Source organism: Lederbergia wuyishanensis, from assembly GCF_022900255.1.
Lineage (GTDB): Bacteria > Bacillota > Bacilli > Bacillales > Bacillaceae_C > Lederbergia > Lederbergia wuyishanensis.
Map to the genome: position 1 here is coordinate 463,299 of NZ_JALIRM010000001.1, position 13,666 is coordinate 476,964.

General features: G+C 36.5%; 14 protein-coding genes. All 14 read left to right on the forward strand.

The window, feature by feature from the left end; genetic code table 11:
• Positions 1 to 110: 110 nt before the first annotated feature.
• The 14 genes from rimP (at position 111) to MT489_RS02465 (ending at position 13,602) form a co-directional block, all read left to right on the forward strand.
• Positions 111 to 578 (forward strand): ribosome maturation factor RimP, encoded by a 468-nt coding sequence (gene rimP, locus MT489_RS02400; protein ID WP_244679904.1) that lies wholly within the window; start codon positions 111 to 113, stop codon positions 576 to 578.
• Positions 579 to 779: 201 nt separating this feature from the next.
• Positions 780 to 1,907 (forward strand): transcription termination factor NusA, encoded by a 1,128-nt coding sequence (nusA, locus tag MT489_RS02405; protein WP_244679905.1) that lies wholly within the window; start codon positions 780 to 782, stop codon positions 1,905 to 1,907.
• 12 nt (positions 1,908 to 1,919) lie between these two features.
• Positions 1,920 to 2,201, forward strand: coding sequence for an RNase P modulator RnpM (rnpM, locus tag MT489_RS02410; protein ID WP_244679906.1), 282 nt, complete (start codon positions 1,920 to 1,922; stop codon positions 2,199 to 2,201).
• Entirely contained in the window at positions 2,201 to 2,506 is a 306-nt protein-coding gene (locus MT489_RS02415; RefSeq protein ID WP_244679907.1) for a YlxQ family RNA-binding protein, read from the forward strand. Before rnpM ends, MT489_RS02415 begins: the two co-directional genes overlap by 1 nt.
• A 15-nt stretch (positions 2,507 to 2,521) precedes the next feature.
• Positions 2,522 to 4,834, forward strand: coding sequence for a translation initiation factor IF-2 (infB, locus tag MT489_RS02420; protein WP_244679908.1), 2,313 nt, complete (start codon positions 2,522 to 2,524; stop codon positions 4,832 to 4,834).
• On the forward strand, positions 4,831 to 5,109 hold the full coding sequence (locus MT489_RS02425; protein WP_244679909.1) for a DUF503 domain-containing protein: 279 nt from the start codon (positions 4,831 to 4,833) through the stop codon (positions 5,107 to 5,109). Before infB ends, MT489_RS02425 begins: the two co-directional genes overlap by 4 nt.
• 14 nt (positions 5,110 to 5,123) lie before the next feature.
• Positions 5,124 to 5,465, forward strand: coding sequence for a 30S ribosome-binding factor RbfA (gene rbfA, locus MT489_RS02430; protein WP_244679910.1), 342 nt, complete (start codon positions 5,124 to 5,126; stop codon positions 5,463 to 5,465).
• Positions 5,466 to 5,654: 189 nt separating this feature from the next.
• Positions 5,655 to 6,563: a tRNA pseudouridine(55) synthase TruB gene (truB, locus tag MT489_RS02435; RefSeq protein ID WP_244679911.1), complete on the forward strand. Its 909-nt coding sequence runs from the start codon at positions 5,655 to 5,657 to the stop codon at positions 6,561 to 6,563.
• Between the two features lie 12 nt (positions 6,564 to 6,575).
• Positions 6,576 to 7,526, forward strand: coding sequence for a bifunctional riboflavin kinase/FAD synthetase (ribF, locus tag MT489_RS02440; protein ID WP_244679912.1), 951 nt, complete (start codon positions 6,576 to 6,578; stop codon positions 7,524 to 7,526).
• A gap of 118 nt (positions 7,527 to 7,644) precedes the next feature.
• The gene (rpsO, locus tag MT489_RS02445) at positions 7,645 to 7,914 is read left to right on the forward strand and encodes a 30S ribosomal protein S15 (protein ID WP_244679913.1); all 270 of its coding nucleotides are present in this window, start codon (positions 7,645 to 7,647) and stop codon (positions 7,912 to 7,914) included.
• Positions 7,915 to 8,341: 427 nt separating this feature from the next.
• Positions 8,342 to 10,462 carry a polyribonucleotide nucleotidyltransferase gene (pnp, locus tag MT489_RS02450; RefSeq protein WP_244679914.1) on the forward strand — a complete coding sequence of 707 codons (2,121 nt, stop codon included), beginning with the start codon at positions 8,342 to 8,344 and terminating at the stop codon, positions 10,460 to 10,462.
• 396 nt (positions 10,463 to 10,858) lie between these two features.
• Positions 10,859 to 11,857, forward strand: coding sequence for a polysaccharide deacetylase family protein (locus tag MT489_RS02455; protein ID WP_244679915.1), 999 nt, complete (start codon positions 10,859 to 10,861; stop codon positions 11,855 to 11,857).
• Positions 11,858 to 11,916: 59 nt separating this feature from the next.
• A complete protein-coding gene (locus MT489_RS02460) occupies positions 11,917 to 13,152 on the forward strand; it encodes a M16 family metallopeptidase (protein ID WP_244679916.1) in 1,236 nt (411 codons plus the stop codon).
• Positions 13,153 to 13,362: 210 nt separating this feature from the next.
• Complete coding sequence (locus tag MT489_RS02465; RefSeq protein ID WP_244679917.1) at positions 13,363 to 13,602, forward strand: YlmC/YmxH family sporulation protein; 240 nt, start codon at positions 13,363 to 13,365, stop codon at positions 13,600 to 13,602.
• Positions 13,603 to 13,666 lie beyond the last annotated feature (64 nt).

Here is a 13,666-nt window from a genome sequence, read left to right on the forward strand (position 1 = left end):
AACATCTAGACAAATCAGCAAGTGGTTATGACTTACAGTTATATAAAAACCTAGTTATCGATTTCAATCCCAAAAACAAAACTATTGAAACTCTCATCATGGAGGTCATTATGAGTAAGGTAACAGAAATCGTTGAAGAACTCGTAACTCCTATCTTAGAAGATATGAAGCTTGAACTTGTCGATATTGAGTATGTAAAAGAGGGGAAAAACTGGTTCCTCCGCATATTTATTGATAAGGAAAATGGTATAGACATTGAAGAGTGCGGTATTGTTAGTGAAAGACTAAGTCTAATATTAGATGAAATCGATCCGATACCTCATAATTACTTTTTGGAAGTTTCATCTCCAGGTGCAGAACGGCCATTGAAAAAAGAATCTGATTTTAGATCTGCAATTGGTAAGAATGTCAATCTCAAAACGTATGAACCAATTGACGGTGAAAAAACGTTTGAAGGTAAGCTTATAGATTTTAATGAAGGAACGATTACACTTGAAATGAAAATCAAAACACGGGTTAAGACGATTGAAATTCCATTAGATAAAATCGCTAAAGCGAGACTAGCCGTCGTTTTTTAAAAAGACTTAGTTGTGGACAGTAGTTAAGGGCATACTCCTTTAGGAAAATGTACCAGTGATACTTAATATGTGCTTCAAAGCTACACATCTGTTCGCTGAATGCGAGAGCTTGGAACTGAAATCACAATATGATTTTAGGGCCTAAAATAAATGTTTGAATCATACAAAGGTAAAAAGTGAATTAAAGGGGATGACCATCAAATGAGCTCGGAACTATTGGATGCTCTCATTATTCTGGAAAGAGAAAAAGGAATTAGTCGTGATGTATTGATTGAAGCAATCGAAGCGGCTCTTGTTTCAGCATACAAACGGAATTTTAATCAAGCGCAAAATGTCCGTGTTGATCTCAATTTAGGAACTGGCACTATGCGAGTATTTGCGCGTAAAGAAATTGTTGATGAAGTATTTGATTCTAGACTTGAAATTTCTCTTGATCAAGCCAAAAAGATTAACCCTGCATATGAAACTGGAGATATTCTCGAGTTAGAGGTAACACCGAAAGACTTCGGAAGAATTGCAGCCCAAACGGCGAAACAAGTTGTAACCCAACGAGTTCGTGAAGCAGAGAGGGGTATTATTTACTCGGAATTTATTGACCGAGAAGATGATATTATGACAGGAATTGTTCAGAGGCAGGATCCTAGGTTTATTTACGTTAGCCTTGGTAAAATTGAAGCATTATTACCTCTAAGTGAACAAATGCCAAATGAAACATATAAACCGCATGACCGTATTAAAGTCTATATCACAAAAGTTGAAAAGACAACGAAAGGTCCACAAATATATGTTTCACGTACACATCCAGGTTTGTTAAAAAGGTTATTTGAAATCGAAGTTCCCGAAATATATGATGGCACCGTCGAAATAAAATCTGTTGCTCGTGAAGCAGGAGACCGATCTAAAATCTCTGTTAGTACAGATAATGCGGAAGTTGATCCAGTAGGTTCTTGTGTTGGTCCTAAAGGTGCTCGAGTACAAGCGATTGTCAATGAATTAAAAGGTGAAAAAATTGATATCGTAGAATGGTCCTCTGATCCAGTTGTTTTTGTTGCAAATGCATTAAGTCCATCAAAAGTATTGGATGTAGACATACACGAAGAAGAAAAGGCAACTACTGTTGTTGTTCCAGATTATCAATTATCACTCGCAATTGGAAAAAGGGGACAAAACGCTAGACTTGCAGCAAAATTAACAGGTTGGAAAATTGATATTAAAAGTGAAACTGATGCTCGCGCAGCAGGCATATATCCACGCGAAGAAGCTCTCTTCTTTTTTGATGATGATGAATCAAGTGACACATTCGATTTAAATGACGAAGAAATCGAATAGGGGTGAGTTAGATTGGCAGTTCGAAAAAAAATTCCAATGAGAAAATGTTTGGCTACCGGGGAAATGAAACCGAAAAAAGAAATGGTACGAATTGTCCGCTCTAAAGAGGGGGAAGTATCTGTTGACTTATCAGGTAAAAAATCCGGAAGAGGCGCTTACGTTTCTCTAGATCGTGATGCAATACTTATTGCACAAAAGAAAAATATATTTTCTAGCCAATTAAATGCGGAAGTGAATGATTCCGTTTATGAAGAGCTTCTCGCATTATTAGAAAAAGAAAGTAAACCTAAATAATGAAGCAAGAAAAATGGATGTCACTGCTTGGATTGGCAAATCGAGCAAGAAAGATTATTTCCGGAGAAGAATTGGTCGTTAAGGAAATCAAAAATAGAAGAGCCAAGCTTGTACTAATTTCCAAAGATGCCTCTTCAAACACTTCAAAGAAAATACAGGATAAGTGTACTTTTTACGACATTCCTTTTCATTTTGTAGAATCAAGAGAAAAACTTGGATTTGCTATAGGGAAGGACGAAAGAGTAGTTGTAGCAATCCTGGAAGATGGCTTTGCCAAAAAGCTTACTTCATTGCTCGATGAATAAAACGGGGGTGAACCTATGAGTAAAGTACGTGTATATGAATACGCTAAAAAGCAAAATACATCTAGTAAAGATGTAATTTCTAAACTAAAAAGTTTGAATATAGAAGTCACCAATCATATGTCTATGATTGATGGAGAAACAACTGGAAAGCTAGATTCGATTTATAATAGTAAAGGTCCACAAGCCGATGCAAGAAAACAAAGCCAACAACGTAATGGACAATCGAATAACCAGCAATCAGGACCAAAATCTCCTAGTAATAATCAAACAAGACAGTCCAAAGACAATAAACCAAAGCAAGTAAAAAGTACAAATGACAACCAACGCCGATCTGAAAATACTCAAACTAAATCAGCACCAAATCAAAGACCGGCTGGAAAACAACGCAATAATGAGATGGGGCAAAATAATTCTAATATGAAAAATGGTACGGGAAATACTCATAATAAAAATCAACAACAAAAAAACAATAATAGAAACGCAAATAAGAATCGTAGTAATGTAAATAATAAAAACAATAAGCAAAGACAAAGGCCGCAGCAACATCAGCCGGCACCACAAAAGCAAAAAGAGCTTCCAGAAAAAATAACATTCAGCGGTTCTCTTTCATTAGGAGAGCTAGCTAAGAAGCTGCATCGAGAACCAACTGAGATTATTAAAAAATTATTCCTTTTAGGAGTAATCGCGACAATTAATCAAGAACTCGATAAAGATGCGATAGAACTTATTTGCTCGGATTATGGGGTTGAGGTAGAAGAAGAAATCCAAATCGATGCGACAGATCTAGAAGTGTATTTTACTGAAGATAATGAGGAAAACTTAGTTGAACGTCCATCAGTTGTGACGATAATGGGGCACGTTGACCATGGAAAAACAACCCTACTTGACTCACTTCGAAATACAAAGGTAACGGCAGGAGAAGCTGGAGGTATTACTCAGCATATTGGTGCATATCAAATTGTTGCAAATGGAAAAAAAATCACTTTCCTTGATACCCCGGGACATGCTGCGTTTACAACAATGCGTGCTCGAGGAGCTAAAGTAACAGATATCACTATTCTTGTTGTTGCTGCAGATGATGGAGTCATGCCGCAAACTGTTGAGGCAATTAATCATGCCAAAGCAGCCGAGGTTCCTATCATTGTTGCTGTAAATAAAATGGATAAACCAACTGCTAATCCTGACCGTGTCATGCAGGAATTGACCGAGCATGGTCTCATTCCTGAAGATTGGGGTGGAGATACAATATTTGTTCCAATCTCCGCATTAAAGGGTGAAGGAATAGACAACTTACTTGAAATGATTTTACTTGTAAGTGAAGTTGAAGAGTTTAAAGCTAATCCAAACCGAAATGCTATCGGAACAGTTATTGAAGCACAGCTTGATAAAGGACGTGGATCTGTCGCTACTTTACTCGTACAAAATGGTACATTAAAGGTCGGGGATCCAATAGTTGTGGGTAGTACATTTGGTCGGGTACGTGCAATGGTAAATGATGTAGGTAGAAGAGTAAAAGAAGCACCACCATCCACACCTGTAGAAATCACAGGTCTAAATGATGTACCACAAGCAGGAGATCGCTTTGTTGTATTTGATGATGAGAAAACGGCTCGCCAAATTGGGGAAGTGCGCGCACAGGAAGCACTTCTTGCTTCAAGAAACGAAAGCTCTCGTGTCAGCCTTGATACATTGTTCGAACAAATGAAACAAGGTGAAATGAAAGATTTGAACGTTATTGTAAAAGCGGACGTACAAGGATCAGTAGAGGCACTTGCTGCAGCGCTTAAACAAATCGATGTTGAAGGTGTTAATATCAAAATCATTCATACTGCCGTTGGTGCTATTAATGAATCAGATATTACGCTTGCAGCAGCTTCGAACGCGATCGTAATTGGCTTTAATGTTCGTCCAGATGTGAATGCCAAGCGTGCTGCAGACTCTGAAAAAGTAGAGGTTCGTCTTCACCGAGTAATTTATAAAGCAATTGAAGAAATTGAAGCAGCGATGAAAGGAATGCTTGATCCAGAATTTGAAGAAAAAATTATCGGACAAGCGGAAGTTCGTCAAACTTTCAAGGTATCAAAAATTGGTACGATTGCAGGGTCATATGTTACGGATGGTAAGATAACTCGTGACAGTGGAGTTCGACTTATCAGAAATGGCATTGTCATATATGAGGGTGTAATCGACGCACTTAAACGTTTTAAAGATGATGTAAAAGAGGTTAGCCAAGGATATGAATGTGGTATTACAATTAAAAACTTCAATGATGTGAAAGAAGAAGACATTATTGAGGCATACCTTATGGAAGAAATTGAGCGTACTTGATTGGATTTGTTGAGTGCGAATACAGAATTTTTCATACCCATTCTTTAAAAGAGAAGAGGGCAGTCCTACAGCGTACGCTAACTAGACTTAGACAGAAATTCAATGTTTCTGCAGCTGAAGTTGATCACCAAGATGTATGGCAATTAACTAAAATTGCTATTACAACTGTTTCGTCATCAAGACAGGCTGCAGAGCGTGAACTAAATCATGCTCTTAGTTTTCTGGATTCTTTTCCAGAATGGGAAAGAGTAACTACAACCTTTGAATGGCTGTAAGAGAGGTGTTTGATATGAGTTTACGTGCCAATCGTGTTGGAGAGCAGATGAAAAAGGAACTCGGAGAAATAATCAGTAGGAAAATTAAAGATCCCCGTGTTGGTTTTGTTACTATAACGGATGTGCATGTTACAGGGGATTTGCAGCAAGCGACTGTTTATATTTCCGTTCTTGGGGATGAAGAACAAAAGGAAAATACGTTAAAGGGACTTGATAAAGCCAAAGGATTTATTAGATCCGAAATTGGCCAAAGGATCCGTCTTCGCAAAACCCCAGAAATTTCTTTTGAATTTGACGAATCTATCGGATATGGAAATAGAATCGAATCGATACTAAAACAAATTAAAGAAGACTAAGCAAGCTAAATTTCAGCCGTCCCATGTGCGCTTTGTATTAATCACTTATGGCAAGTAATATGTGATTGGTCTAAGCTCCAAGTGGTGACGGCTATTATTGTTATCTATAGGTGTTTAGTTAAGTTACATTATCGATTTGCCAACTAGTTGATTGGATTAGAAATTTACGAAAAGGAGGAAAGTAATATAATGGATGGAATATTGCCATTGTGGAAACCAAAGGGAATGACTTCACATGATTGTGTCTTTAAAGTACGTAAACTTCTTCGTATGAAAAAGGTCGGACATACTGGCACATTAGATCCAGATGTCGACGGAGTTCTTCCCATTTGTTTGGGAAAAGCAACAAAAATTGCTGAGTACATAACCGATGCTGGTAAAGTGTATGAAGGAGAAGTGACAGTAGGCTTTTCTACAACAACTGAAGATGCTTCAGGAGAGATTGTAGATAGAAAAAATGTAGACCGTGATATTTCTATTGAAGAAATAGAGATAGTTTTGCATTCATTTATCGGAATGATTAATCAAACTCCCCCGATGTTTTCCGCTGTTAAAGTAAAAGGAAAACGGTTATATGAATATGCACGTGAAGGTGTAACAATAGAACGACCATCTCGAACAGTACATATTTATGAACTAAGGCTACTTGGCGATATGATTGAAAAAAAGAATGGAACTATTTCATTTCGTTTTCGTGTCCACTGTAGCAAAGGCACTTACATTAGAACATTGGCCGTTATGATAGGAGAAAAATTAGGATATCCTGCACATATGTCTTTACTAACAAGAATCGCTTCTGCAGGAATAGAAGCAAGTGATTGTCTTACGTTCGAGCAACTGGAAAAAGCTTTAGAGGAAGACGAAATAATTCAATATATCTATCCCTTAGAAAAAGGAATATCTCACTTGTCCTTTTTTTCATTAGATAGTAATTTAATTGTAAAGATTAAAAATGGAGCTGTTCTTCCGCGACCAAATCATTGGCCAAAACATGGTCAAGTTGTAATGATATTCGAAGGAAAAGCTTATGCAATTTATCAAGTACATCCAGAAAACGAAACACTTATTAAGCCGGTAAAGGTTATACGAAATGAATAGCAGGTGAAAAAAATGAAGGTAATTATGATCAATCATCCCCATCAATTAAGTAAGAAAGACTTTTCACCTATGGTGATTGCGTTAGGATTTTTTGATGGCGTGCATAAAGGGCATCAAACAGTTATATCTACTGCAAGAAAAATAGCAATTGATAATAAGTGGAAGAGTGCTGTCATGACATTTGATCCTCATCCTTCTGTCGTACTAGGAAAAGAAAGAAAGACGGTTCAATATATCACCCCACTTGAAGATAAAATTGATTTAATTTCTACACTTGGTATAGATTTTTTATTTGTAGTAAGATTTACCTCGGCATTTTCGAGTTTAGAACCAGAAACTTTTATTAATGAATACTTAATCAACTTAAATGCCAAGCATGTGGTAGCAGGCTTTGATTATACATATGGAAGGTTTGGAAAAGGAACGATGGAAACTATGCCTATCCATGGAAAAGGAAATTTTGATGTTACCACAGTTTCAAAATTGGAAGAACATAATGAAAAAGTAAGTTCCACGAAAATTAGAAGCCTTTTACATGGCGGTGATATGTGTGGAGCTCAAAAGCTATTGGGTCGATTTTATATAACGAAAGGAACAATTATTCACGGAGAAAAACGTGGACGAACAATTGGTTTTCCAACAGCAAACATACAATTGGAAAGTGATTATCTTATTCCAAAAACAGGGGTGTATGCAGTCCGCTTTTTTGTTGCTGGTAAATGGTATAACGGCGTATGTAACATTGGATACAAGCCTACCTTTACCGCACCAGGAGAAACTAGACTTTCTGTCGAGGTGCATATTTTAGACTTTGACCAATCTATTTATGGCGAAAAAGTCAAGGTAGAGTGGCATATCCACATTAGGGATGAAAAAAAGTTTAATGGTATCGAAGAATTAAAAACGCAAATTTCGAAAGATGTCCAAACAACAATCGCTTACTTCGATAATATGAACAATTAAACTTGATTTTTACCTTGGAAAGATGTATTCTTATACAGTATCAAGAACCTTTGCTTGGCAAGGCGACTCACCAACGTTTGCTAGGTAACAGGGGATAGAAAAACAGGAGGTGAACAGGATGGCGATTTCTCAAGAGCGTAAAAACGAAATCATCAACCAATATAAGATTCATGAAAATGATACCGGATCTCCGGAAGTTCAAATTGCGGTTTTAACTGAAGAAATCAACAAGTTGAACGATCATCTTCGCGCGCACAAAAAAGATCATCATTCGCGTCGTGGCTTGCTTAAAATGGTTGGCCGTCGTCGTAATCTTTTAACGTACCTACGTAATAAAGATGTGCAACGCTATCGTGAACTAATTAACAGCCTTGGCTTACGTAGATAATATCCGTAAAGCCATGTAAAAAGCGGGATTTTTCCCGCTTTTTTGTTAGGTATTTTAGAAAGTGGTTTCATTGAGGTTTCATTGTTGCTGACCGAGGCAATACTGCTTAGGACTGTCAAGCAATGCGTGGCAGAACTGAACATTTGACATGGGTGCGAATTTTATATCGCCTAGCAAACGTATGACACGATCTTTTGTGTAAGTCATTGTCAAAAAGAACGTGGATTTATAACCACTATGTCTTATGACTTTACGTACTAAAGGTCAGAAAGTATGGACAGGCGTTTCCGTTTTTATTCGTACATATGTCTAATGTTCAGTAATCGGCTAGCGGCATTGATTCCAAAAAATGACAATAACTATTTACTATCACTAGTCCACAATATATTATGGACGATGGATTCGTATGAAAGTGAGGAATGAGTGCATGGAACAACAATTGAAACAAACATTTAGTATGGAATGGGCGGGAAGACCCCTAACAGTAGAAATTGGACAATTAGCCAAGCAAGCAAGTGGAGCAGCCTTAATCCGTTATGGTGATACAGCGGTGTTAAGTACAGCTACTGCTTCTAAAGATCCAAAAGCTGTAGATTTCTTTCCTTTAACCGTAAATTATGAAGAAAGACTATATGCAGTAGGTAAAATTCCAGGTGGATTCATCAAAAGGGAAGGCCGTCCAAGTGAAAAGGCTATTTTGGCAAGTCGTTTAATCGATCGTCCAATCCGCCCATTATTTGCTGATGGTTTCCGAAATGAAGTTCAAGTTGTCAGCGTAGTTATGAGTGTGGATCAAAACTGTTCTTCTGAAATGGCTGCAATGTTTGGATCCTCCTTGGCACTGTGTGTATCAGATATCCCATTTGAAGGACCAATTGCAGGAGTTGTCGTTGGTAGAATAGATGGCGAATTCGTAATCAATCCAACGGTAGAGCAAATGGAAATTAGTGATATCAATCTAACAGTTGCTGGTACAAAAGATGCAATTAATATGGTTGAAGCAGGTGCAGATGAGGTGCCTGAGGAAATCATGTTAGAAGCAATCATGTTCGGCCATGAGGAAATTAAAAAGCTAATTCAATTCCAAGAAGAAATTGCAGCAAAAGTTGGAAAGCCAAAAAGAGAAGTTGTTCTTTATGAAGTAGATGCTACTCTTGAGGCAGAAGTTCGTAACATGTGTGAAAAATCTCTTATTGAAGCAATTCAAGTAGAGGAAAAACATGCACGTGAAGATGCAATTCAAGCTGTCAAAGAAAAAGTAATTGCTGACTTTACAGAACGTGAAAACATTGAAGATGAAACCCTAAAGCAAGTAAAAAAAATATTGGACAGCCTTGTTAAAGAGGAAGTGCGTCGTTTAATTACTGTCGAAAAAGTTCGTCCGGATGGTAGAAAACCGGCTGAAATTAGACCTCTTTCTTCTGAAGTTAACCTTTTGGCCAGAACACATGGATCAGGTTTATTTACACGTGGACAAACTCAAGCACTAAGTATTTGTACACTTGGTGCGTTAGGTGATGTGCAAATTCTAGACGGATTAGGGATAGAAGAGTCCAAACGTTTTATGCACCATTACAATTTCCCACATTTTAGTGTTGGGGAGACTGGCCCAATTCGAGGACCAGGCCGTCGAGAAATCGGACATGGTGCCCTTGGAGAGCGCGCTTTAGAACCAGTTATTCCTAATGAAGTAGATTTTCCGTATACTATTCGTCTTGTTTCCGAAGTTTTGGAATCAAATGGTTCTACTTCACAAGCCAGCATTTGTGCAAGCACGCTTGCGATGATGGACGCAGGAGTTCCAATCAAGGCTCCAGTAGCTGGTATTGCAATGGGTCTAGTGAAGTCTGGTGAGCATTATACAGTATTAACAGATATTCAAGGAATGGAAGACCATCTTGGAGATATGGATTTTAAAGTGGCTGGAACTTCTAAAGGTGTAACTGCCTTACAAATGGATATAAAGATTGAAGGTCTATCACGTGAAATTCTTGAAGAAGCTTTAATGCAGGCAAAAGAAGGACGCATGCACATCTTAGAATCAATGCTAGAAACAATCAGAGAACCGAAAAAACAATTATCGCAATATGCGCCTAAGATTCTTACAATACAAATTAATCCAGATAAAATTAGAGATGTTATTGGACCAAGCGGTAAGCAAATTAATAAAATCATTGAAGAAACTGGCGTAAAAATCGATATTGAACAAGATGGAAAAGTATTCATAGCATCTGCAGATGAAGAAATGAACATTAAGGCAAAGAAAATCATTGAAGACCTTGTTCGTGAAGTTGAAATAGGGCAAATATACTTAGGAAAAGTAAAACGTATTGAAAAATTCGGCGCATTCGTCGAATTATTCCCTGGAAAAGATGGATTGGTTCATATTTCACAGCTTGCGGAGGAACGTGTCAATAAAGTGGAAGATGTTGTATCGATTGGCGACGAAATTCTCGTTAAGGTAATTGAAATAGATAACCAAGGTAGAGTTAACATTTCTAGAAAAGCTGTACTAAAAGAACAAAAAGAACAACAAAATAAGGAATAACAAACAATGAAGCCAAGGTATGGTAGTTTGAGATTGCTTTAACATTAATTTGTCTACAAACTAAAGCCAAGATATCTTGGCTTTTTTTGGCTGTATAAAGTCATATTCAATTTGCTTCCAGGCTTTTGTATGGGGCGGATAGCACACAGGCTTGTGGCAATAAAACATTCTGCATAGTGCCGAAGTCCGCAAGATTGGTGGAAGATGACTTGTAAGGATAATGTTTTCTTAATGTCACCTTATACTATAATCCAACTATTGTTCATAAGATTGAGCTCCTTAAGGAGAAATCTACGGTACTATAGCTTTTAACATATTTTTATTAAGAACTTGATTATGTACAATTGGTCTAACATGTCCACTATACTCATATTTTAAAATGAGGGAGGTAGGTACATGTTTAGTTCAAAAAACTTGATAGCCTTAGTTCTGATTGCTATTCTATCATTATCTGCAATATTTAATCCTTATACGAATCAATATGTAAAACAGTTACAAAGTAATAGTATCTTTGTCAGTAAACATCAAGGAGAATTATACGATTTAATCATAAAAGCTGCGGATTATTATCAAATTGAACCACAAAATGCTAAAATAGATCGAGTCTGGAAAGCAATGCCTGGTTATAATGGAATAAAGGTAGATATTGAAGCATCTTATCAAAAAATGAAAAAAGATAATAAATATGATGAGAAGAAACTAGTTTTCATTCAAATTCAACCAGATGTCCATTTATCTGATTTGCCCCCCTCACCAATTTACCGGGGCCATCCAGAAAAACCAATGGTTAGTTTTTTAATAAACGTTGCTTGGGGAAATGAATATATTCCCTCCATGCTGGCTACTCTTAAAAAAAATAAAGTACATGCTACTTTTTTTTTAGAAGGTCGTTGGGCGAAGGAAAATCCTGAATTGACTAAAATGATAGCAGATGGGGGACATGAAATCGGAAATCATTCTTATAGTCATCCCAATATGCAAGTGTTAAGTGCTGCTGAAACTCGTCAAGAACTTTCTAAAACAAATGAAATAATAGAAGCTACTACTGGAAAAAAAGTAACATGGTTCGGCCCTCCAGCTGGTGCTTTTCGTAAGGAAACAATCGACATAGCGCATTCACTTAATCTTAGGACTGTGATGTGGACAGTTGATACAATTGACTGGCAGAAACCTTCTACAAATGTATTAATCCAGAGGGTCACATCAAAAGTCCATCCCGGAGCAATGATATTAATGCATCCTACGGAACCAACCGATAAAGCATTACAAACATTAATATCAGAAATTAAATCCCGTAATCTTAGATTTGGGACGGTATCCAAATTAATGGACGAAGAACGTATTATTAAATTATATGGACAACAAAACATGGAACAAGAGAGAAGCAATCCATAAACCTGTTGGATTATGGACACTCGGCATGTTTGTGCACCAAGTTAGGAGGAATTGCTAAAATGAAAAAATATATATGCCAAAATGGAGTGAGAGTTGTCCTAGAAACAATTCCAACGGTAAGATCAGTAGCAATAGGAATTTGGATTGGAACAGGGTCACGAGATGAAAATCATCATAATAATGGCATCTCGCATTTTTTAGAACATATGTACTTTAAAGGTACAGAAAAACGAACTGCGAGAGAAATTGCTGAGTCTTTTGATTCAATTGGTGGACAGGTGAATGCTTTTACTTCTAAAGAATATACTTGCTATTACGCAAAAGTACTTGATAACCACGCCGAATATGCTTTAGATACATTAGCTGATATGTTTTTTAACTCTACTTTTGATAGAGACGAATTAAATAAGGAAAAGAATGTAGTTTTAGAAGAAATTAAGATGTATGAGGATACACCAGATGATATCGTTCATGATTTATTAAGTAAAGCTGCCTTTGAAACTCACCCTCTTGGATTTCCAATTCTTGGAACGGAAGAAACACTTGAAACGATTAATAGTGAATTGTTAAGAGAGTATATACATGATATGTATACGCCTGAAAATGTAGTGATTTCGATAGCTGGAAATATAGATGAGAACTTTATTCATATTGTAGAACGTTATTTTGGTTCTTTTGAAAGAGGAAAAAAACAAGTATCTGATATTAAACCTGAATTTTTTGCTAACAAATTCACGAAGCAAAAGGATACTGAGCAAGCACATTTATGTATAGGATTTAAAGGATTACCTATTGGCCATAAAGATATTTATGACTTAATTGTAATGAATAATATTTTTGGTGGAAGTATGTCCTCCAGATTATTTCAAGAAGTTCGTGAAGAAAAAGGATTAGCTTATTCCGTATTTTCTTATCATTCTTCTTTTAAGGATAGTGGATTAGTAACTATATATGGCGGAACTGGAGCAAATCAAATGGATGAACTATATAGCACGATCCATTCGACGCTTGATTTATTAAAGAAAGATGGAATTACATCAAAAGAGTTGCAAAATAGCAAAGAACAAATAAAAGGAAATTTAATGCTCAGTCTTGAAAGTACAAATAGTAGGATGAGTAGAAACGGCAAAAATGAATTATTACTAGGTAAACATCGAACTCTCGATGAAATGATTGAAGAAATTGATCAAGTTACCATCGATAGCGTAAACAACATTACTAACCAAATTTTTACTGATGATTATACGCTAGCGTTAATTAGTCCAGATAATCGCATACCAAAACGAATACAATAAGCCTTGTCGAAGTGATAAGGCTTTTTTTTGTTCTAAAAAGCATACAGACAACTTATATATTGTTAATAAGGCAAGTATCATATGTTGTTCAAAAAGTCAGGCGAAAATGACACATCAGTAATTCTAGTTGGCTTATTTCTCCATTACTCGAAGCCATACATCCTCGAAATTCTTGATTCTTTTTGAACACTAACTATAAGGAGGGGGATTATGCGTCTTAGTGAATTAGGGGGAAAGGAAATTGTTGATTACAAAAAAGCACAAAGATTAGGTGTCCTTGGACAAACAGATCTTGAGATAAATTCTAAGACAGGAGAAATTAATCATTTAATAATTCCTTCGGGAAAATGGGGTATGAGAAAAGGAAGCAACGAAATAAAAGTACCGTGGCACTATATAAGAACAATTGGAACGGATATGATTATTCTTGAAGTTCCTGAAAATAAGTAACATTTTGTTAGGGCGATAAAATCGCCTTATTTTTTTTGTCTAGATGAACGACAAAATATTATTT

Coding starts and splice junctions, on each gene's coding strand:
- infB (WP_244679908.1), top strand. CDS start 2,522: ATGAGTAAAGTACGTGTATATGAATACGCTAAAAAGCAAAATACATCT.
- MT489_RS02460 (WP_244679916.1), top strand. CDS start 11,917: ATGAAAAAATATATATGCCAAAATGGAGTGAGAGTTGTCCTAGAAACA.
- rpsO (WP_244679913.1), top strand. CDS start 7,645: ATGGCGATTTCTCAAGAGCGTAAAAACGAAATCATCAACCAATATAAG.
- nusA (WP_244679905.1), top strand. CDS start 780: ATGAGCTCGGAACTATTGGATGCTCTCATTATTCTGGAAAGAGAAAAA.
- MT489_RS02455 (WP_244679915.1), top strand. CDS start 10,859: ATGTTTAGTTCAAAAAACTTGATAGCCTTAGTTCTGATTGCTATTCTA.
- rbfA (WP_244679910.1), top strand. CDS start 5,124: ATGAGTTTACGTGCCAATCGTGTTGGAGAGCAGATGAAAAAGGAACTC.
- pnp (WP_244679914.1), top strand. CDS start 8,342: ATGGAACAACAATTGAAACAAACATTTAGTATGGAATGGGCGGGAAGA.
- MT489_RS02465 (WP_244679917.1), top strand. CDS start 13,363: ATGCGTCTTAGTGAATTAGGGGGAAAGGAAATTGTTGATTACAAAAAA.
- ribF (WP_244679912.1), top strand. CDS start 6,576: ATGAAGGTAATTATGATCAATCATCCCCATCAATTAAGTAAGAAAGAC.
- truB (WP_244679911.1), top strand. CDS start 5,655: ATGGATGGAATATTGCCATTGTGGAAACCAAAGGGAATGACTTCACAT.
- rimP (WP_244679904.1), top strand. CDS start 111: ATGAGTAAGGTAACAGAAATCGTTGAAGAACTCGTAACTCCTATCTTA.
- MT489_RS02415 (WP_244679907.1), top strand. CDS start 2,201: ATGAAGCAAGAAAAATGGATGTCACTGCTTGGATTGGCAAATCGAGCA.